Raw genomic sequence first — 18136 nt, forward strand, 5'->3', positions numbered from 1 at the left:
GCCTTTTTCTTTTCCGCATGTTTAACATCGAGAATTCTCATGACTGAGCCACTGCGCATCGTCTTTGCCGGCACCCCCGAATTCGCCGCCGAACACCTCAAGGCCCTGCTCGACAGCCCTCACCAGATTGTCGCGGTCTACACCCAGCCGGACCGTCCGGCGGGGCGCGGGCAGAAGCTGATGCCCAGCCCGGTCAAGCAACTGGCCCTGGAGCACCAGATCCCGGTGCTGCAACCACCCACCCTGCGCAATGCCGAGGCCCAGGCCGAACTGGCGGCGCTCAAGCCGGACCTGATGGTGGTGGTGGCCTACGGCCTGATCCTGCCTCAGGTGGTACTGGATATTCCGCGTCTTGGCTGCATCAACAGCCACGCCTCGCTGCTGCCGCGCTGGCGCGGTGCCGCGCCGATCCAGCGCGCCGTAGAAGCCGGTGATGCAACCAGTGGCGTGACCGTGATGCGCATGGAAGCCGGCCTGGACACCGGGCCGATGCTGCTCAAGGTCAGCACCCCGATCAGTGCCCAAGACACCGGTGGCAGCCTGCACGACCGCCTGGCCGAGCTGGGCCCGCCGGCCGTGCTGCAAGCCATCGAAGGCCTGGCCGCCGGCACCCTGCAAGGCGAGGTCCAGGACGACAGCCTGGCCACCTACGCCCACAAGCTGAACAAGGACGAGGCGCGCATCGACTGGAGCCGCCCGGCCGTGGAGCTGGAACGCCTGATCCGGGCCTTCAACCCCTGGCCGATCTGCCACAGCACCTTGAACGGCGAAGCCCTGAAAGTCCTGGCCGCCACCCTGGCCGCAGGCCGGGGCACCCCGGGCGAGATCCTCGGCGCCAGCAAGGACGGCCTGCTGGTCGCCTGCGGTGAGCAGGCGCTGTGCCTGACCCGTCTGCAACTGCCCGGCGGCAAGGCGCTGAACTTCAGCGACCTGTTCAACAGCCGCCGCGAGAAGTTCGCCCTCGGCACCGTCCTCGGCCAAGCGGCGGACGCCCAATGAACCCGCGCCTGGCCGCCGCCAAGGCCCTGACCGCGGTACTCAACGGCAAGGCCTCGCTCAACAGCTCGCTGCCGATCCAGCTGGACAAGGTCGAGGCCCGGGATCGCGGCTTCACCCAGGACCTGGCCTTCGGCACCGCGCGCTGGCAGCCACGGCTGTCGGCGCTGGCGGCCAAACTGCTGCAGAAGCCATTCAAGGCCGCCGACGCCGATGTCGAGGCGCTGCTGCTGGTGGGCCTCTATCAACTGCTCTACACCCGGGTGCCAGCCCACGCCGCCATCGGCGAAACCGTGGGTTGCGCCGACAAGCTGAAAAAGCCCTGGGCCAAGGCCATGCTCAACGCCGTGCTGCGCCGCGCCCAGCGTGAAAGCGAGGCGCTGCTGGCCGAGCTGGAACACGACCCGGTGGTGCGCACCGCCCACCCGCGCTGGCTGCAAAAGTCCCTCAAGGCCTTCTGGCCCGAGCACTGGGAAGCCATCTGCGCCGCCAACAACGCCCACCCGCCGATGATCCTGCGGGTCAATCGCCGGCATCATTCGCGGGACGCCTACCTGCAGTTGCTGAGCGAAGCGGGTGTGGCGGCCAGGGCCTGCGTCTACAGCCAGGACGGTATCGTCCTCGATGAAGCCGGCGACGTTCGCGGCCTGCCGGGCTTTGCCGAAGGCTGGATTAGCGTCCAGGACGAAGCCGCACAACTGGCTGCCGATCTGCTGGAACTGGCCCCGGGGCAACGGGTGCTGGATGCCTGCTGCGCCCCGGGCGGCAAGACCTGCCACATCCTCGAAGTGCAGCCGCAATTGGCTGGCGTGGTGGCAGTGGACCTGGAAGCCAAGCGCCTGGTGCGAGTGCGGGAAAACCTTGATCGCCTGAAGCTCGATGCCCAGCTGATCGCCGCCGACGGCCGCGACACCCAGGCCTGGTGGGACGGCCAGCCGTTCCAGCGCATCCTGCTGGACGCGCCGTGCTCGGCCACCGGGGTGATCCGTCGCCACCCGGACATCAAGCTGACCCGCCAGCCGGAAGACATCGCCGCCCTGGCGCAGCTGCAAGGCGAACTGCTGGACGCCCTGTGGCAGACCCTGGAAGTGGGCGGCATCCTGCTCTACGCCACCTGCTCGACCCTGCCCACCGAGAACACCGAAGTCATAGAGGCTTTCCTCGGGCGCACCCCGGGCGCCCGTGAATTGGACATCGGCGGCCAACTGGGGCAGCCTGCGGCCGGCCTCAAGCAGCCCCACGGGCGCCAGTTGCTGGCGCAAGAGGGCGGCCATGACGGTTTCTACTACGCCAAGCTGATCAAGATCGCCGCCGCACGCGGCTAAACGGTTTTAAGGGAGTGACTGGATGAAAATCATCATCCTCGGCGCCGGGCAAGTGGGCGGCACACTGGCGGAGCACCTGGCCAGCGAAGCCAACGACATCACCGTGGTGGACACCGACGGCGAACGCCTGCGCGGCCTCGGCGATCGCCTGGATATCCGCACCGTGCAAGGCCGCGGCTCCTTTCCCACGGTGCTGCGCCAGGCCGGAGCCGACGACGCCGACATGCTGGTGGCGGTGACCAACAGCGACGAAACCAACATGATCGCCTGCCAGGTCGCCCACACCCTGTTCAACACGCCGACCAAGATCGCCCGGGTGCGCGAATCCGCCTACCTGACCCGCGCCGGGCTGTTCGACAACGACGCGATCCCGGTCGACGTGCTGATCAGCCCCGAGCAGGTGGTAACCCTCTACATCAAGCGCCTGATCGAACACCCCGGCGCCCTGCAAGTGATCGACTTCGCCGAAGGCAAGGCGCAACTGGTGGCGGTCAAGGCCTACTACGGCGGCCCGCTGGTGGGCCAGCAACTGCGTCAGCTGCGCGAGCACATGCCCAACGTCGACACCCGGGTGGCGGCGATCTTCCGGCGCGACCGGCCGATCATGCCCAAGGGCGATACGGTGATCGAGGCCGACGACGAGGTGTTCTTCATCGCCGCCAAGGCCCACATCCGCGCGGTGATGAGCGAAATGCGCCGCCTGGAGGAATCCTACAAGCGCATCGTCATCGCCGGTGGCGGGCAGATCGGCGAGCGCCTGGCCGAGGCCATCGAAAGCCGCTACCAGGTGAAGATCATCGAGATGAACCCGGCCCGCTGCCGCTACCTGTCCGACACCCTGGACAGCACCGTGGTGCTGCAGGGCAGCGCCTCGGACCGCGACCTGCTGCTGGAAGAGAACATCGCCGACGCCGACATTTTCCTGGCCCTGACCAACGACGACGAGGCCAACATCATGTCCTCGCTGCTGGCCAAGCGCCTGGGGGCGAAGAAGGTCATGACCATCATCAACAACCCGGCCTACGTCGACCTGATCCAGGGCGGCGACATCGACATCGCCATCAGCCCGCAGCTGGCCACCATCGGCACCCTGCTGGCCCACGTGCGCCGCGGCGACATCGTCAGCGTGCACTCCCTGCGCCGCGGCGCGGCGGAAGCCATCGAGGCCATCGCCCACGGCGACGCCAAGTCGAGCAAGGTGATAGGTCGCGCCATCGAGAACATCGGCCTGCCGCCGGGCACCACCATCGGCGCCATCATTCGTGACGAAGAAGTGCTGATCGCCCACGACGATACGGTGATCGAAGCCGGCGACCACGTGATCCTGTTCCTTGTGGATAAAAAGCACATTCGCGACGTGGAGAAGCTGTTCCACGTGGGCCTGAGCTTTTTCTGATCAACCACTGTGTAGCCGCTGCCGCAGGCTGCGATCGACTGCGCCACAGGCGCTGCCCTTGCGCAGCCTGCGGCAGCGGCTACATGAGCCCACAGGAGTGACAACGATGCTTGAATCGCTGGAAAAAATGCTCGCCAAGGGTGTGGATAACGCTCTGCTGCGCTTCGGCCTGGGCAAGGGTTACCTGGATCAGGGTGAATTCGCCCGGGCCGCCGAGCACCTGCAACGCTGCGTGAGTTTCGATCCCAAGTATTCAGCGGCCTGGAAGCTGCTGGGCAAGGCCTGCCAGGGGCAGGGCGATCTTCAAGGGGCACGCCAGGCCTGGGAACAGGGCCTGGAAGCGGCCCGGGGCCACGGCGACAAACAGGCAGAAAAGGAAATGACCGTGTTCCTGAAAAAACTCGACCGCCAGTCTCAAGGCTGACCTCTATCCCCTGTAGCCGCTGCCGAAGGCTGCGAACGGCCCGCAGGGACGCAAAGATCTTGAGACGACACAGGCTCGACAAGAGATCGCCAAACAAGGCCCTTCGGTCCTTTTCCCAGCCTCGCAGGCTCGGCAGCGGCTACGGGACGATTTCACAGGTAGCGCAGGGCGATCCCTTCCGCGTCCGCCTGGACCACTTCCATGCGCACCCGGGGCGCCGCCGCCGGCAGGCCCTGCACCTGGCCATAGACCACCGCGCCCTTGGGCAATTGCGCCAGAGCCGGGTTTTGCACATAGACGCCACTGGCAGACAGGTTGCGGGTCTGCCCCAGGCATTCGCCAATGCTCTCGTGGGAAATCTTGATGCGAAACGATTTGCGGTGCTCGGACATCTTCTGCGCCCTTGTTCTGTGTGCTGTGGATAACGCCTGCGCGAAGGTTATCCACAGATCGTGCCAGCGCTGTCAGTACCAGCGCGCCTCGCCCGGAGGGCGCTTCTTGAAGCGTTTCATGCTCCACATGTACTGGCTCGGATACGCCCCGACATAGCGCTCGACCACCTTGCTCATGGCCGCACAGGAGGTTTCGGTATCGGTGCTGTACATCTCTTGCGGCGCCGCTTCGAGGATCACCTTGTAGCCCGAGCCATCGGGCAGGCGCAGGGCATGGAGGAACACGCCCACTGCCTTGCCGCCGGCCAGCATGTTCGGCACGAACTTGCTGGTCAGGGCCTGGGTGGCGAAGAAAGGCACGAAGATCCCGGCGGATTCGGCCGGTTCCGGGTCGGCGGGAATGCCCACGGCACCGCCTTTGCGCACTTCCTTGATGACGCTGAGGATGCCTTCCTTGGTGGAGGCCGCCACGCGGTTGCCCAGTTGCACCCGCTGCTTGCGCAGCAGTTCGTCCACCGCCTTGAGCTTGGGCGGACGGTAGAAAATGATCGGTTTGCACTGGCTGCAGTAGAAGTGGTTGAGCACTTCCCAGTTGCCCAGGTGGCTGGTGATGCCGACCACGCCCTTGCCCGAGGCCAGGGCGTCCTTGAGTACGTCCAGGCCCTCGACTTCGCGCACCAGGGCGAGGGAACGCTCCGCCGGCCAGATCCAGGCGCAGGCGCTTTCGGTCAGGGACTTGCCGATGTCTTTCAGGCTCTGGCCTACAAGGCGCTCGCGCTCGGCGGGGTCCATCTGTGGAAAACATTTGGCCAGGTTGATGCGCACCACGTCGCGGGAACGATTGGGGGTCTTCCACATGATCCAGCCGATGGCCGCGCCGACCGCCTGCACCGCGCGCCAGGGCAGCAGGGCAAACAACCGCAGAGCGCCCACCAGCAGGGCGCCTTTGAACTTATCCACAAATGACTCCTGATCTGTCGGTCATGAAGCGTGTCGCGAGCCGGCTATTCTAACCGCGCGTGGGCCAGGATGGCGTAGCGATCACAGTCGCGGGTGTGATCCATGACCATGCCCGACGCCTGCATCAGCGCGTAACAGATGGTCGGTCCGACGAAGGTGAAGCCGGCTTTTTGCAGGCCGCGGCTCATGGCTTCGGCCTCCGGGGTCACCGCCGGCACTTCGCTGCGGTCGTTGAAATGATTGATCTTCGGCTCGCCGCCGACGAAGGACCAGAGAAAGGCCACCGGGTCTTCCAGCTCCAGCCAGGCCTGGGCGTTGCGCCGGGCGGCATTGAGCTTGAGGCGGTTGCGGATGATGCCGGGATCCTGCATCAGGTCTTCGATCTCGGCGTCGCTCATCTGCGCCACGCGCTGCACATCGAAGCCGAACAGCACCTGGCGATAGCGCTCGCGCTTCTTCAGCACGGTGATCCAGGACAGCCCGGCCTGGAACCCTTCGAGCAATAACAACTCGAACAGACGCTGCCCATCCCGCAGCGGCACGCCCCACTCCTGATCGTGATAAGCCATGTACAGCGGATCGTCGGAACACCAAAAGCAGCGTGGCATAAGGCTCCAGGGGGCGTGCGCAGGACTGAATCGGGTATACTCCCGCTCCTTAAATCGCAGCCCAAGTAACAGGTGAATTTCGTGAGCCAGCCTACGCCAGCCGTGCGTACCTTCCAAGACTTGATCCTCGCCCTCCAGCAGTACTGGGCCGAGCAAGGTTGTGTGGTACTTCAGCCCTACGATATGGAAGTAGGCGCCGGCACTTTCCACACCGCCACATTCCTGCGGGCCATCGGCCCGGAAACCTGGAACGCCGCTTATGTGCAGCCCAGTCGTCGCCCGACTGACGGCCGCTACGGCGAAAACCCCAACCGCCTGCAGCACTACTATCAGTTCCAGGTGGTGTTGAAGCCCAATCCGGAGAACTTCCAGGAGCTGTACCTGGGTTCCCTGAAGCACGTGGGCCTGGACCCGCTGGTGCACGACATCCGCTTCGTCGAGGACAACTGGGAATCGCCGACCCTGGGCGCCTGGGGCCTGGGCTGGGAAGTCTGGCTCAACGGCATGGAAGTGACTCAGTTCACCTACTTCCAGCAGGCCGGTGGCATCGAGTGCTACCCGGTGACCGGCGAGATCACCTACGGCCTGGAACGCCTGGCCATGTACCTGCAGGGCGTGGACTCGGTGTACGACCTGGTGTGGGCCGACGGCCCGTTCGGCAAGGTCACCTATGGCGATGTGTTCCACCAGAACGAAGTGGAGCAGTCGACCTACAACTTCGAACACGCCAACGTCGAGAAGCTGTTCGAACTGTTCGATTTCTACGAAAGCGAAGCCAAGCGCCTGATCGAGCTGGATCAGCCGCTGCCGCTGCCGAGCTATGAAATGGTCCTCAAGGCCTCGCACACCTTCAACCTGCTGGATGCACGCCGGGCGATCTCGGTGACTGCGCGCCAGCAGTACATCCTGCGTGTGCGCACCCTGGCGCGTTCCGTGGCGCAAGCCTACCTGCTGGCCCGGGCCAAGCTGGGCTTCCCCATGGCAACCCCGGACCTGCGTGATGAAGTGTTGGCTAAGTTGGAGGCGGCACAATGAGTGCGCAAGATTTTCTGGTTGAACTGGGCACTGAAGAACTGCCACCCAAAGCCCTGAACACCCTGGCCGAAGCCTTCCTGGCCGGCATCGAGAAAGGCCTGCAGAGCGCCGGCCTGAGCTTTCAGGCCAAGCACGTGTACGCCGCGCCACGGCGCCTGGCGGTACTGATCACCCAGCTGGCCACCCAGCAGCCGGATCGCAGCATCAACCTCGACGGCCCGCCACGCCAGGCGGCGTTCGACGCCGAAGGCAACCCGACCCAGGCAGCCCTGGGCTTTGCCAAGAAGTGCGGCGTCGAACTCAGCGAGATCGATCAGAGCGGTCCGAAACTGCGCTACAGCCAGAGCATCAAGGGCAAGCCGACCGCCAGCCTGCTGCCGACCATCGTCGAAGACTCGCTGAACGACCTGCCGATTCCCAAGCGCATGCGCTGGGCCGCGCGCAAGGAAGAGTTCGTGCGTCCGACCCAATGGCTGGTGATGCTGCTGGGCGACGACGTCATCGACTGCACCATCCTGGCCCAGAAGGCCGGCCGCGATTCCCGTGGCCACCGCTTCCATCATCCGCAAAGCGTGCGCATCACCTCGCCGGCCAACTACCTGGCCGACCTGCGTGCCGCCTACGTGCTGGCTGATGCCAACGAGCGTCGCGAGCTGATCAGCAAGCGCACCGCCGAGCTGGCCACCCTGCAGGAAGGCACGGCGATCGTCCCGGCGGACCTGCTGGACGAAGTGACCGCCCTGGTGGAATGGCCGGTGCCGCTGGTGTGCTCGTTCGAGGAGCGTTTCCTTGAAGTGCCCCAGGAAGCCCTGATCACCACCATGCAGGACAACCAGAAGTACTTCTGCCTGCTGGACGTCGACGGCAAGCTGCTGCCGCGCTTCATCACCGTGGCCAACATCGAGAGCAAGGACCCGCGCCAGATCATCGAGGGCAACGAGAAAGTCGTGCGCCCACGCCTGACCGACGCCGAGTTCTTCTTCAAGCAGGACAAGAAGCAGAAGCTCGAAGACTTCAACCTGCGCCTGCAGAACGTGGTCTTCCAGGAAAAACTCGGCAGCGTCTACGACAAGGCCGAGCGGGTGTCCAAGCTGGCGGCCTTCATTGCCCCGCGCATCGGCGGCGACGCCCAGCGCGCGGCCCGTGCCGGCCTGCTGTCCAAGTGCGACCTGGCCACCGAAATGGTCGGCGAGTTCCCGGAGATGCAAGGCATCGCCGGCTACTACTACGCCCTCAATGACGGCGAGCCGGAAGATGTGGCCCTGGCCCTCAACGAGCAGTACATGCCCCGTGGCGCCGGCGCCGAGCTGCCAAGCACCGTGACCGGTGCCGCCGTGGCCATCGCCGACAAGCTGGACACCCTGGTGGGGATCTTCGGCATCGGCATGCTGCCCACCGGCAGCAAGGACCCCTACGCCCTGCGTCGCGCGGCCCTGGGCGTGCTGCGGATCCTGATCGAGAAGAAGTTCGATCTCGACCTGAACGACGCCGTGGCCTTCGCCGTCAGCGCCTTCGGCAGCAAGGTCAAGGCCGCCGGCCTGGCCGACCAGGTGCTGGAGTTCATCTTCGACCGTCTGCGTGCCCGTTACGAAGACGAAGGCGTGGATGTGGCCACCTACCTGTCGGTACGTGCCCTGAAGCCGGGCTCGGCCCTGGACTTCGACCAGCGCGTGCAAGCCGTGCAGGCCTTCCGCAAGTTGCCGGAAGCCGCCGCCCTGGCCGCGGTGAACAAGCGCGTGTCGAACCTGCTGAGCAAGGTCGAAGGCAATGTGCCAACCACCGTCGAAGCCAAGTACTTCGACAACGCCAACGAGTTCTCCCTGTACTCGGCGATCCAGCAGGCGGACCAGGCCGTACAGCCGATGGCCGCAGCGCGTCAGTACAGCGAGACCCTGGCCCGCCTGGCCGCCCTGCGCGAGCCGGTGGACGCCTTCTTCGAGGCGGTGATGGTCAATGCCGAGGACGCCAAGGTGCGGGCCAACCGCTATGCGCTGCTGGCGCGTCTGCGGGGCCTGTTCCTGGGTGTGGCGGATATTTCGGTGCTGAGCTGATCAGGTAAGGAAAGGCTGTGAAACTGCTGATACTCGACCGGGACGGCGTGATCAATCACGACTCCGACGCCTACATCAAATCGGTGCAGGAGTGGATTCCAATCCCCGGCTCGATCGAAGCCATTGCGCAGTTGAGCAAGGCCGGCTGGACGGTGGCGGTCGCCACCAACCAGTCCGGCATCGCTCGCGGCTACTACGATCTGGCCACCCTGGATGCCATGCACGCGCGCCTGCGCGAGCTGGTGGCGGAGCAGGGCGGCGAGGTCGGGCTGATCGTCTATTGCCCCCATGGCCCCGACGAAGGGTGCGCCTGCCGCAAACCGAAACCGGGCATGCTGCAAACCATTGCCGAGCATTACCAGGCAGAACTGACAGGTCTATGGTTTGTCGGTGACAGTCTCGGTGACCTGGAGGCCGCAAAAGCCGTCGACTCTCAGCCAGTATTGGTAAAGACCGGGAAAGGCGAAAAGACTCTGGGGAAAACCCTGCCGGTTGGCACCTTGATTTTTGACGACCTGGCGGCCGTTGCCGCTGAACTTATCCACAATTAGGCCCCTTCTGGCATCCTGACCAAGGACTGTTCGGGAGAGCGCTTTTTAACAGGCGGGCATGCCCGCAATGGTAAATGCCGCTATGTCGATCCTGCAGGCCATCAGAACCTTCTTCTTTTACCTGCTGTTGGGCACCAGTTCCTTGCTGTGGTGCTCCCTGAGCTTTTTTATCGCGCCGTTCCTGCCATTCAAGGCGCGCTATCGCTTTATCAACGTCTACTGGTGTCGCTGCGCGCTGTGGCTGACCAAGGTATTTCTGAACATTCGCGTAGAAGTGCAGGGCGCTGAAAACGTCCCGGAGCGGCCCTGCGTGATCGTCTCCAATCACCAGAGCACCTGGGAGACCTTCTTCCTCTCGGCCTATTTCGAGCCTTTGAGCCAGGTCCTCAAGCGTGAGTTGCTCTATGTGCCGTTCTTCGGCTGGGCCATGGCCATGCTGCGCCCCATCGCCATCGACCGCGACAACCCCAAGGCCGCGCTCAAGCAGGTGGCGAGCAAGGGCGACGAACTGCTCAAGGACAATGTCTGGGTGCTGATCTTTCCGGAAGGCACCCGCGTCCCCTACGGCACCATTGGCAAGTTCTCCCGCAGTGGCAGCGCCCTGGCGGTGAACGCCGACCTGCCGGTGCTGCCGGTGGCCCACAACGCCGGCAAGTTCTGGCCGAAGACCGGCTGGGCCAAGCGCGCGGGCACCATCACCGTGACCATTGGCGCGCCGATGTACGCCGAAGGCAGCGGGCCGCGTGCCATCGCCGAGCTCAATGACCGGGTGGCGGCCTGGAATGAACAGGCCCAGCGGGATATGGGCTCATTGCCACCATTGGCCACTTCCACGGATAAGGTTGCTGTATGAGCTTCTGTGGATAACCTGTGTACGACTTTTCTCACAACGGCGGAAATCAACCTATAAATCACTGATTTATATGCATATTTCCCAAGCTAATAAAATGTGGAAAAACGTGCATAAGTTTTTCAGACACAAAAAAACCGGCCTCGCTGCCGGTTTTTTTCGCCCGTTCAATCCCAATGGCTTCAGTCCTGCAACAAAGGCAGCTCAAGGATGAAACAGGAGCCCTGGTCGACCTCGCTGCGACAGCTGATCCGCCCCTGGTGCCGGTCCACCACCGCCTTGACCATGGCCAGCCCCAGGCCCAGGCCATCGATGCCCTGGGCCGAGGCAAAGCGCTGGTACTGGCCGAACAGCTGGGGCAGGTCCGCCGCGGCAATCCCCTGGCCCTGATCGGCGATCTCGCAGCGCAGCCAGCCCTCGGCACAGCTCACCGCAACATGAACCGTGGAGCCCTGCGGGCTGTACTTGATGGCGTTCTCCAGCAGATTGAACAGGGCCCGGGTCAGCAGCGACTGGTCCGCGAGGATCATGCCTTCATTGTCTTCATCCAGGTCATGCAGCAGGCGGATCTGCTTCAGCTGGGCCAGGGTGGTGGCCTGGTCGAAGGCATCCAGCACCAACATGGCGAACATGCTCGGTGCGAACTGATAGGCCTCCGACTCGGCCTTGGCCAATTGCACGAAAGCCTCGGTCAGCTCCAGGGCCCGGCGCACCTGCTGCTCGATCTGGTTGTAGACCTGCCCGGGCGGCGAGGGCTGGCGGCTTTGCACATCCAGCAGCGCGAGGATCGCCGAGTGAGGCGCGCGCAAATCGTGGGACAGAAAGCGCAGCAGCACGCCACGCTGCTGCTCGGCGTCCCGCTCGACGCTGAGGTCGGTAAGGCTCAATAACCAACCGATGGCGTTGTCACTGTCCACCGGTAGCAGGGGCGCCAGTTCCATGCGCAGGCTGCGCTGCCGGACGTCGCGAAACTCCAGGGCCGGCAACTGTCCCAGGCTCGGGACCGGGGCCCCGTCCGTCAGGCCCGGGTAACCCAGGGCGGCCAACTGCGCAATCAAGGGCTGCCCCACCAGGGAGTGGGCGAACACGTCCCGGGCATTGCGGTTGGCCAGCAGAATCTTGCCGTCCGGATCACTGATCAGGGTCGCCACCGGCAGGTACTCCAGGCCATCGGCGATAAAGCGCCGGGTATCCCGGGTCCGGCTCAGGGCCTGTTCCAAGGCAACGATCTGCCCTTGCAGCACATCACCGGCGGGGGTCTGGCTACGACGGCGCTCCGGCAACACCTTGGGCTCGCTGTCCAGGCGCTCCAACTCCCAGCCGAAGTAGGCCAGGATCACGCTCAGCCGCCGCCAGTTCCAGATCAGGTAAGCCAGCAGCATGCCCAGCAGGCTGGCCACCGGCGACCACCAGTAGCCCAGGCGCAGCATCAGCACCGATCCCAAGAGCGCCAGGCCCATGCAACCCAGGGTGATCCACAAGGCGTGACGCGGCCGCCAGAGCAACAACCCGAGCAAGGCTGCGGTCAGGGCCATGGACAACAGCATCCCCGACCACTGGCCCAGGTCGACGATGCTGCGATGCTGCAAAAGCCCATTGAGCAGGTTGGCCTGGATCTCCACCCCCGGCGTGGTGCCCTGGCTGCCGGATTGCGGGGTGACATAACGGTCGCCCAGCCCCGGGGCGGTGGAACCGACCAGGATCAGCCGGTCACGCAGCAACTCGGCGGGCACCTCGCCACGCAGCACGCTGACATAGGGCACGCTGGGAAAGCCCGCCGCCTTGTCGATAAAGGCAATACGTACCGGGTTGGCTCGCAGCCAGCCCCGGGCCACCTGCGGAGTCTCCGGGCCCGGCATCAGCGGCGACAGCGGATCGGCTTCGGTGAGCTGGTAGAGCAACCAGGTCAGCTGCGCCCGCGGCGCCTGCTGCGGACCTTCGCGCAGGTAGACGCTGCGCACGGTACCGTCGGCATCCGCTTGCGCGTTGATATGCCCCAGGCCCCGGGCGCAGTGACGCAGCACCGGCACCGGAGGGATTTCCTCCAGGTCCTGGCCATAGCGAGCGACCCCCTCGCGCAGCACCGGCAGGAACACCGTGCCGGCGCGGCACAGGGCGGTGGCCAACCGGGTGTCGTTTTCCACAGAGCTGCCGGGCTCGCTGAGGATCACATCGAACAGCACGCCTTTGACCTTGGCGTCCGTCAGCCGGTCCAGCAACTGTCCATGCATCGTCCGGGGCCAGGGCCAGCGTCCCAGTTGCTGCAGGCTGTAGTCGTCGATGGTCACCAACAGAATGCGCGGATCGACCGGCAGCGGGGTAAAGCGTCGCAGGTTGTCATAGAACAGGTTGTTCAACGCCAGGCCCTGGCTCAGGGACAGCAAGGCCGTCAGGGGCAGCAGTATCAGGCCAACCCACAGCCATTCACGTACCAGGCGGCGAAACAGACGCTGGGCCTGGGTCGGTTCACGGCCGTTGGCCCTCTGCTTCCAGAAACTCATCGACGGCCCGCCGACGGCTTATTGAACACGAGTGGTCCTGGGGTAGTAGAAGATGTCATAGACCCCGGTTTCTCCTTCCAGGCCATGCTCGTCGAACGCCGAGAGCCGTACATGATAGAAAAACGCCTTCAGGCCAGTGAAGTTCACTTCCGGGGTGCTGGAGAACTGTTCCTGCTTGATGTTGAGGAAATCCTTGTCGGTGGCCACCTGGGCCCGATAGCGACGGGCACCCGGCAACGGTTGCAGGATCAGTTGCCAGACGGGCAGGGCGCCGGTTTGCCCGGCCTGTCCCAGCAGCCGGGGCGCAGCCAGCAGCTCCACCGGCTTGAGCTCGCCCTGCTTCTGAATGCGCAATCCCTGGCGCGCCATGACCTGGACTTCCCCCGGCAGCGGGCCGGCAGGTTTATCCACAACATGCTTGCCGGAGCGCCGAGCAGTCTTGCTCGGCGGCTGCTCGTCGCGGCTCACCGCCACCTGGCCGTTGAGCACTTCCACCAGGGATTGCTGATCGTCATTGCGCACTCGGAAGTGAGTCCCCCGCACCCCCAACACGCCTACGGGGGTCACGATCTGGAAACGGTCGTGGTCGCTGTTGCGCTTGATCACATAGGATTCGATCTGGCCCTGTTCCAGGACCACCTGAGGAATGCTGTATTGCGTGTTCAGTTGCAGGGTGACCTGGGAACTGGAGGGCAGTACCACGCGCGAACCGTCCCCGAGGGACAGGCTGACGAAAGCCGATGGCGAGGTTTTCACCCCTTCTTTCTCATCGATGCTCATGCCTTCCTCCAGGGCCACCTCGCGGCCCTTGGCGTCCAGTTTCCAGGCATCGCCCGTCAGGTGCTCGACGGTAGCCGGCAAGGGCTGGCCTCGGCATTGCTGGTTGTCATCCAGGTAGGGAAGGCGTTGCGGGGCAGCCTGCAAGGCACAGGATGGCAGGATCAGCCCCGCTAGCAGCACTGCGGCGCACGCCACCTGCAACCGGCCAACGGACGGAGAAGGGCAGAGGTCATTCATGAATATGCTTTGAGCCTTTGGGAAAACCACGGCGAAATCCTACGCACCATACCTGAGGCAGCGCATGGGCAGAAAGCCGGGTGCTGCAGGGCATCGCCCAGGCAGAGGGGGCGAATCGGCACCGGGAGGGAAGAGCACAGCAAGCAAAGAAAGTGACACGTCCCTGTGTCGGAACCGGGGCGACAGGTCGCCCGGCCCAAAGTCCTGAGGAGGCACTCCCTGTATTCCCCTTCAACGACGCACGCAAGCGCGCGTTGTGCCGCCAGCCTGGCGGTTGACACTCCCTGTGTCGGAGCACTTCCAGGTGCCCCCGTGTGCCACTCAGCGAGAGCCAATGTAGCGCCGCGGGAGCGGTCGGGGCGGTTTTGCAATATTTGTTCAGAATCATCGCCTCGCCCTCTAAAAGACCCAGCGGGGTGCCGGTGACTGCCAATCCGCGGGCAGGGCTGTCCGGTCCAGTAGCGGTTCGGCATCCAGGGTCTGGCTGGTTTCATGGCGGGCGGGCGAGGCCGCCGTCGAGTAAGCCTCGACCTTGGCGGCCTCACAGCAGGAGGCGGACGACGACGGCAACCCGCTGGCACTGATCCCCAGATAAGCCGCCAGCATCAAGCTGACCAGGCGCAGCGGATCATCGCCGTTGAACATTCTGACCAGCGCGACCTGGCCTTTACTGAACATGTTCCCCATGGTTCTTTTCCTTGCTTGAGCGAGCCGGTATCGTGCTGCTGCGATAGCCCCCCAGGCACCCGTGCTCCAGGTGCCTTACCGGCTATTTGATATCAGCGTACCGAGGGAGCAGGGGCTCAAGAGCAAATCGCCATAATTGTTCAGAATCAGGCAAGACACCTAAACTTCCCCCAGCCTGAAGCCGCTTGGATCTCTGCCTCAGGGGCTCTTCGAACCATAAGGAACTGCCTGGCATGCGTGTCGCGATACTGGATGACGAACCCGCAGAACTGGCACGGGTTGAACAGACACTGCGAGAAATTCCCGGCCCCGGTGAAGCCGCCTGGACTCTGCATCGCTTCGAACGGGGCGAAGACCTGCTACGTCAGCTCCGGCGGGAAACCTTCGACCTGCTGATACTCGACTGGCAACTGCCGGACCTCAGCGGTCTGTCGTTGCTGCGCTGGACTCGGGAACACATGGATGCCCCTCCGGCCGCCATCATGCTCACCAGCCGCGACGCCGAGAGCGATATTGTCCAGGCCCTGAATACCGGCGCCGACGACTACCTGAGCAAGCCGTTTCGTCCCAACGAACTCAAGGCCAGGGTCAATGCGGTGCTGCGTCGCCACGGCTTGCAGCGCAGCAGCAGTGAAGAGCTCCTGAGCTTCAACGACCTGACCTTCGACGATGCCGAACTGACCGTGACCCGCGCCGGAGCCCCCATCAGCCTGACCGAGCGCGAGTACCGCCTGGCCCGCTGCCTGTTCGCCAACCTGGGCCGGCCACTGTCGCGGGAGTACCTGTACGAACGGTTCTGGACCCATGAGGAAATCGCCTCCTCGCGGCCCCTGGACACCCACATCTACCGCCTGCGCAACAAGCTGGGGCTGACCGCGGATCGCGGTTGGCAACTGCTGACCATCTACGGCTATGGCTACCGCCTGGAAAGCGTCGCGTCGCCCGACCAGCAGGGCCACTGACCGCTGGCCGTCAAAAGCGGCTGGATATCACTCCGGGTCCTGCCAGACATCTTCATAGCCGTCGCGGTCGATGATGAAACGCGTCCCGCTCGGCAGATACAGGTAATCGATCACCTCCGGCAACAGCTCCAGCAGATGCTCGGTGCACAGAGGCTGGTAGAAATCCACGGCGGTGGAATGTTCGCCGCAGTGGATAAACCAACTGATCGTGCCGTTCTCCGGCAACTCGACCCGGGTGCCGTAGATGGGCGACTGCGCCAGGGAATGAGTGGCCAGTGCGATCATCGGCTCCGGCGCCTGGGGAGCGAGGTCGTAGCGCTCACAGACAAGCTGCTGTCTTTCGTTCATTGGTCCAGCCACCAATCGAGCAAGGTCTCGTCATCGGTGTCATCGAGGTTCTTGTAGATGTTGGCGTAGTACCACTCGATGCCCGTGGTCTCGCGGAAACGGTTGAAGAACCGGGCGATGTTGTCCATGCCGTTTTGCGCCGGCACCGACAGTGTCAGATTGCCCTTGTAGCGCCCGTCGAGCATGCCGCCCAGTTCGGACGCCACATCCGCCGCCAGGGCAGTAATGTCGTCCTCGGGGATGTAATCCGCATAAATATGAATGCAGAAGTTGCCGCCACGCTTGAGCACCACGGCGGGAGCCTGTGGGTCCTTGATCGAGATAATGTCGCCCTTGGCCAGGTTCAGCGTCAGCCCCGGTGAGTAGAGAATCTCGTAGCTGTCGTCATCGATCCGCCGCACATGCAGCGGCTCATAGACCGGGCCACGGTCGTTTTGCCCCGCGACCACGCGAATCGATATTTCCTGGTTTTCATCATCCATAACGCATTCCCGAGCGATTGCTGTTTTTACCAAGGGTGAAGGGAACCGAGCCGTGCTCAGCCGCGTAGCGGGGTCAACTGCTCGATGAACACGTCTCGAAGCGCCTGTTCGATGGCCGGGTCGTCCTGCAGTTCAGGTGCCAGCAACAGCACCAGCCGATCCAGGCCCGCACACCAGGTGACGGGGCTGGCCATTGCGGTCGTGGCTGAAACAACGGGCAGGCCCTTCAGCCGTCATGCCTGAACCTCAAGTGAAGCCAGCGACAAGCACTCGCTCATGCGCCCAGGCTCAATGGCCCCGTGCTGCAAGCAGGCATCTTCATAGGCGATATGTTGGTCGTCGGTGATGGAGGACAGGTACTGGTCAATTGCAGAAAAACTGACCTCGGGCGCGATATCCACAGCGAACAGCGACAGGCCCCGGGTCACCATACATCGGGCACCGAGGCTGCGCAGGTGCTGCACAATGCTCGAGCGCTCCGACTCGCGCTCGGCAAAAACCCGTAGCGTCGAGTGCCCGGATTGCCGCACCACGCCAGTCGCGATCAACTCGTGGGCATCGGCGCGAGTCAGCACCCAGTCCCCCTTGCTCACGCCGTAGAGATAGCAGGGCGTGTTATCCAACTCATAGACACCTGCACCCCGTTGAATGCCCCACAGCGATTCATACTCCACCGGTGGGTAACCGTCGGCGTCGACGGTGAGCTTGAAAATGATCTTGTGAAACTGTGCTGTCGAGTTATCCATTGCATCTCACAGAGTCGCCGCCATGGGCCTCACACTGTCCGTAAAAGAGGTTTTCCTCGAAGGAAATTATGACCTCTGCGCGGCCCGGCATGACCAGGACCGTATTCTCATCGGACGGATAGAAAAAGTCGTCCCAGCATTTTATAAAAATATCCCTGGGCACCTGCGCAGCACCTGAACCTCAGTACGGATGGGCCCGCTGACAAGGCACTATCTGGTGGATCAACAGGGCGGTATCGGGCGTGGGTTGGTAGCGAAATGTCGATACCTCGTTGTACGGCGACAGCAGTTGAAGGCGCAGACAAGCCTGTGGATCAAACCAGTCGACTCCATCAAACAGCACCAGCGCGTCGCTTGACCAATCAATACTCAACCGCTCGATCGGGGTAAGTGATCCAAACTCAAGCCGCTCAAGCTGCGCCAGCACCTCGGCCTCAGAAGGGGCGCAAATCCATCGGATAATCAGCAAGGCGTTGTCTGCCGTGGCAATCGCCGTGTCCAAAGGCTCGTCACCCAGGACAAGAATGTCGCCATCGACACCCTCCAGCCGGCCGGCATAGTCATCAATCTGACACGCCCTGTGGTAATCCGAGGGATGGCCGTCGAGGCCACGCCACATACCGGCCAAGCCTTCACCTATCACCACCAAGGGGCCACCGGAACTGGACAGCCATGGAGAAATCTTGAATCGACTCATAGGCTCCTTGCCTTCCTGTTAAGCAGAACAGCGACATGATCCACAGACAACACCGTGATGTCCGCGCAAAAAAAAGCCAACGCTAGGCGTTGGCTTTTGAGGTGCCGC

Annotated in this window: 21 protein-coding genes; 10 read left to right on the forward strand and 11 right to left on the reverse strand. The window is 63.6% G+C overall.

The genetic code is table 11. The features are described from left to right. Nucleotides 1–39 precede the first annotated feature (39 nt). The 4 genes from fmt to ACMGG8_RS03585 all read left to right on the forward strand — a co-directional run bounded on the left by fmt (nucleotide 40) and on the right by ACMGG8_RS03585 (nucleotide 4141). Nucleotides 40–999: a methionyl-tRNA formyltransferase gene (gene fmt, locus ACMGG8_RS03570; RefSeq protein WP_414159182.1), complete on the forward strand. Its 960-nt coding sequence runs from the start codon at nucleotides 40–42 to the stop codon at nucleotides 997–999. Next, nucleotides 996–2321: a 16S rRNA (cytosine(967)-C(5))-methyltransferase RsmB gene (gene rsmB / locus ACMGG8_RS03575; RefSeq protein ID WP_414159183.1), complete on the forward strand. Its 1326-nt coding sequence runs from the start codon at nucleotides 996–998 to the stop codon at nucleotides 2319–2321. The genes fmt and rsmB overlap by 4 nt, the downstream gene beginning before the upstream one ends. A gap of 22 nt (nucleotides 2322–2343) precedes the next feature. Continuing rightward, the gene (gene trkA, locus ACMGG8_RS03580; protein ID WP_060836827.1) at nucleotides 2344–3717 is read left to right on the forward strand and encodes a Trk system potassium transporter TrkA; all 1374 of its coding nucleotides are present in this window, start codon (nucleotides 2344–2346) and stop codon (nucleotides 3715–3717) included. A gap of 106 nt (nucleotides 3718–3823) precedes the next feature. Next, entirely contained in the window at nucleotides 3824–4141 is a 318-nt protein-coding gene (locus ACMGG8_RS03585) for a tetratricopeptide repeat protein (protein WP_060842050.1), read from the forward strand. A gap of 152 nt (nucleotides 4142–4293) precedes the next feature. On the opposite strand, the gene ACMGG8_RS03590 is transcribed toward ACMGG8_RS03585, so the two are convergent. The 3 genes from ACMGG8_RS03590 to tag form a co-directional block, all read right to left on the reverse strand. Further along, a complete protein-coding gene (locus ACMGG8_RS03590; protein WP_060836825.1) occupies nucleotides 4294–4533 on the reverse strand; it encodes a PilZ domain-containing protein in 240 nt (79 codons plus the stop codon). 72 nt (nucleotides 4534–4605) lie between these two features. Beyond that, entirely contained in the window at nucleotides 4606–5493 is an 888-nt protein-coding gene (locus ACMGG8_RS03595; RefSeq protein ID WP_060836824.1) for a lysophospholipid acyltransferase, read from the reverse strand. A 44-nt stretch (nucleotides 5494–5537) separates the two neighbouring features. Continuing rightward, the gene (gene tag / locus ACMGG8_RS03600; protein ID WP_060842049.1) at nucleotides 5538–6101 is read right to left on the reverse strand and encodes a DNA-3-methyladenine glycosylase I; all 564 of its coding nucleotides are present in this window, start codon (nucleotides 6099–6101) and stop codon (nucleotides 5538–5540) included. Nucleotides 6102–6182: 81 nt separating this feature from the next. Here tag and glyQ point away from each other — a divergent pair, with 81 nt between their 5' ends. The 4 genes from glyQ to ACMGG8_RS03620 all read left to right on the forward strand — a co-directional run bounded on the left by glyQ (nucleotide 6183) and on the right by ACMGG8_RS03620 (nucleotide 10591). Further along, nucleotides 6183–7136: a glycine--tRNA ligase subunit alpha gene (glyQ, locus tag ACMGG8_RS03605; RefSeq protein ID WP_003177094.1), complete on the forward strand. Its 954-nt coding sequence runs from the start codon at nucleotides 6183–6185 to the stop codon at nucleotides 7134–7136. Further along, nucleotides 7133–9187, forward strand: coding sequence for a glycine--tRNA ligase subunit beta (gene glyS / locus ACMGG8_RS03610; RefSeq protein WP_108544945.1), 2055 nt, complete (start codon nucleotides 7133–7135; stop codon nucleotides 9185–9187). The genes glyQ and glyS overlap by 4 nt, the downstream gene beginning before the upstream one ends. 17 nt (nucleotides 9188–9204) lie before the next feature. Further along, the gene (gene gmhB / locus ACMGG8_RS03615) at nucleotides 9205–9738 is read left to right on the forward strand and encodes a D-glycero-beta-D-manno-heptose 1,7-bisphosphate 7-phosphatase (RefSeq protein WP_060836821.1); all 534 of its coding nucleotides are present in this window, start codon (nucleotides 9205–9207) and stop codon (nucleotides 9736–9738) included. A gap of 82 nt (nucleotides 9739–9820) precedes the next feature. Further along, complete coding sequence (locus ACMGG8_RS03620) at nucleotides 9821–10591, forward strand: lysophospholipid acyltransferase family protein (protein WP_060836820.1); 771 nt, start codon at nucleotides 9821–9823, stop codon at nucleotides 10589–10591. Nucleotides 10592–10770: 179 nt separating this feature from the next. Here the strand turns inward: ACMGG8_RS03620 and ACMGG8_RS03625 are convergent, their stop codons facing one another. From ACMGG8_RS03625 to ACMGG8_RS03635, 3 genes are all read right to left on the reverse strand, one after another. Beyond that, nucleotides 10771–13089, reverse strand: coding sequence for a CHASE2 domain-containing protein (locus tag ACMGG8_RS03625; RefSeq protein WP_414159184.1), 2319 nt, complete (start codon nucleotides 13087–13089; stop codon nucleotides 10771–10773). A gap of 18 nt (nucleotides 13090–13107) precedes the next feature. Next, complete coding sequence (locus tag ACMGG8_RS03630; protein ID WP_060836818.1) at nucleotides 13108–14106, reverse strand: FecR domain-containing protein; 999 nt, start codon at nucleotides 14104–14106, stop codon at nucleotides 13108–13110. A gap of 399 nt (nucleotides 14107–14505) precedes the next feature. Continuing rightward, the gene (locus tag ACMGG8_RS03635; RefSeq protein WP_060836817.1) at nucleotides 14506–14793 is read right to left on the reverse strand and encodes a hypothetical protein; all 288 of its coding nucleotides are present in this window, start codon (nucleotides 14791–14793) and stop codon (nucleotides 14506–14508) included. Nucleotides 14794–15026: 233 nt separating this feature from the next. Between ACMGG8_RS03635 and ACMGG8_RS03640 the strand changes: the two genes are divergently transcribed. Beyond that, nucleotides 15027–15755: a response regulator transcription factor gene (locus ACMGG8_RS03640; RefSeq protein WP_060842042.1), complete on the forward strand. Its 729-nt coding sequence runs from the start codon at nucleotides 15027–15029 to the stop codon at nucleotides 15753–15755. Between the two features lie 27 nt (nucleotides 15756–15782). On the opposite strand, the gene ACMGG8_RS03645 is transcribed toward ACMGG8_RS03640, so the two are convergent. From ACMGG8_RS03645 to ACMGG8_RS03660, 4 genes are read right to left on the reverse strand one after another with little or no spacing between them, the layout of a single operon-like run. Further along, on the reverse strand, nucleotides 15783–16103 hold the full coding sequence (locus ACMGG8_RS03645) for a hypothetical protein (protein WP_181321588.1): 321 nt from the start codon (nucleotides 16101–16103) through the stop codon (nucleotides 15783–15785). Further along, on the reverse strand, nucleotides 16100–16585 hold the full coding sequence (locus ACMGG8_RS03650) for a DUF4265 domain-containing protein (protein WP_414159185.1): 486 nt from the start codon (nucleotides 16583–16585) through the stop codon (nucleotides 16100–16102). The genes ACMGG8_RS03645 and ACMGG8_RS03650 overlap by 4 nt, the downstream gene beginning before the upstream one ends. 56 nt (nucleotides 16586–16641) lie before the next feature. Beyond that, the gene (locus ACMGG8_RS03655) at nucleotides 16642–16779 is read right to left on the reverse strand and encodes a hypothetical protein (protein ID WP_414159186.1); all 138 of its coding nucleotides are present in this window, start codon (nucleotides 16777–16779) and stop codon (nucleotides 16642–16644) included. Nucleotides 16780–16818: 39 nt separating this feature from the next. After that, nucleotides 16819–17331: a DUF4265 domain-containing protein gene (locus tag ACMGG8_RS03660; RefSeq protein WP_414159187.1), complete on the reverse strand. Its 513-nt coding sequence runs from the start codon at nucleotides 17329–17331 to the stop codon at nucleotides 16819–16821. 22 nt (nucleotides 17332–17353) lie between these two features. Here ACMGG8_RS03660 and ACMGG8_RS03665 point away from each other — a divergent pair, with 22 nt between their 5' ends. Then, nucleotides 17354–17509 (forward strand): hypothetical protein, encoded by a 156-nt coding sequence (locus ACMGG8_RS03665; protein WP_414159188.1) that lies wholly within the window; start codon nucleotides 17354–17356, stop codon nucleotides 17507–17509. Nucleotides 17510–17512: 3 nt separating this feature from the next. Here the strand turns inward: ACMGG8_RS03665 and ACMGG8_RS03670 are convergent, their stop codons facing one another. Then, the gene (locus ACMGG8_RS03670; RefSeq protein WP_414159189.1) at nucleotides 17513–18028 is read right to left on the reverse strand and encodes an Imm21 family immunity protein; all 516 of its coding nucleotides are present in this window, start codon (nucleotides 18026–18028) and stop codon (nucleotides 17513–17515) included. Between the last annotated feature and the right edge of the window lie 108 nt (nucleotides 18029–18136).

Origin of the sequence: Pseudomonas sp. BNK-45 (genome assembly GCF_047456255.1) — a bacterium.
Classification (GTDB): domain Bacteria; phylum Pseudomonadota; class Gammaproteobacteria; order Pseudomonadales; family Pseudomonadaceae; genus Aquipseudomonas.

What these genes read in the sequence shown, in the direction of transcription:
- fmt (WP_414159182.1), top strand. Translation starts at nt 40, where the DNA reads ATGACTGAGCCACTGCGCATCGTCTTTGCCGGCACCCCCGAATTCGCC.
- rsmB (WP_414159183.1), top strand. Translation starts at nt 996, where the DNA reads ATGAACCCGCGCCTGGCCGCCGCCAAGGCCCTGACCGCGGTACTCAAC.
- trkA (WP_060836827.1), top strand. Translation starts at nt 2,344, where the DNA reads ATGAAAATCATCATCCTCGGCGCCGGGCAAGTGGGCGGCACACTGGCG.
- ACMGG8_RS03585 (WP_060842050.1), top strand. Translation starts at nt 3,824, where the DNA reads ATGCTTGAATCGCTGGAAAAAATGCTCGCCAAGGGTGTGGATAACGCT.
- ACMGG8_RS03590 (WP_060836825.1), bottom strand. Translation starts at nt 4,533, where the DNA reads ATGTCCGAGCACCGCAAATCGTTTCGCATCAAGATTTCCCACGAGAGC.
- tag (WP_060842049.1), bottom strand. Translation starts at nt 6,101, where the DNA reads ATGCCACGCTGCTTTTGGTGTTCCGACGATCCGCTGTACATGGCTTAT.
- glyS (WP_108544945.1), top strand. Translation starts at nt 7,133, where the DNA reads ATGAGTGCGCAAGATTTTCTGGTTGAACTGGGCACTGAAGAACTGCCA.
- ACMGG8_RS03620 (WP_060836820.1), top strand. Translation starts at nt 9,821, where the DNA reads ATGTCGATCCTGCAGGCCATCAGAACCTTCTTCTTTTACCTGCTGTTG.
- ACMGG8_RS03625 (WP_414159184.1), bottom strand. Translation starts at nt 13,089, where the DNA reads ATGAGTTTCTGGAAGCAGAGGGCCAACGGCCGTGAACCGACCCAGGCC.
- ACMGG8_RS03630 (WP_060836818.1), bottom strand. Translation starts at nt 14,106, where the DNA reads ATGAATGACCTCTGCCCTTCTCCGTCCGTTGGCCGGTTGCAGGTGGCG.
- ACMGG8_RS03635 (WP_060836817.1), bottom strand. Translation starts at nt 14,793, where the DNA reads ATGGGGAACATGTTCAGTAAAGGCCAGGTCGCGCTGGTCAGAATGTTC.
- ACMGG8_RS03640 (WP_060842042.1), top strand. Translation starts at nt 15,027, where the DNA reads ATGCGTGTCGCGATACTGGATGACGAACCCGCAGAACTGGCACGGGTT.
- ACMGG8_RS03645 (WP_181321588.1), bottom strand. Translation starts at nt 16,103, where the DNA reads ATGAACGAAAGACAGCAGCTTGTCTGTGAGCGCTACGACCTCGCTCCC.
- ACMGG8_RS03650 (WP_414159185.1), bottom strand. Translation starts at nt 16,585, where the DNA reads ATGGATGATGAAAACCAGGAAATATCGATTCGCGTGGTCGCGGGGCAA.
- ACMGG8_RS03655 (WP_414159186.1), bottom strand. Translation starts at nt 16,779, where the DNA reads ATGGCCAGCCCCGTCACCTGGTGTGCGGGCCTGGATCGGCTGGTGCTG.
- ACMGG8_RS03660 (WP_414159187.1), bottom strand. Translation starts at nt 17,331, where the DNA reads ATGGATAACTCGACAGCACAGTTTCACAAGATCATTTTCAAGCTCACC.
- ACMGG8_RS03665 (WP_414159188.1), top strand. Translation starts at nt 17,354, where the DNA reads ATGGGCCTCACACTGTCCGTAAAAGAGGTTTTCCTCGAAGGAAATTAT.
- ACMGG8_RS03670 (WP_414159189.1), bottom strand. Translation starts at nt 18,028, where the DNA reads ATGAGTCGATTCAAGATTTCTCCATGGCTGTCCAGTTCCGGTGGCCCC.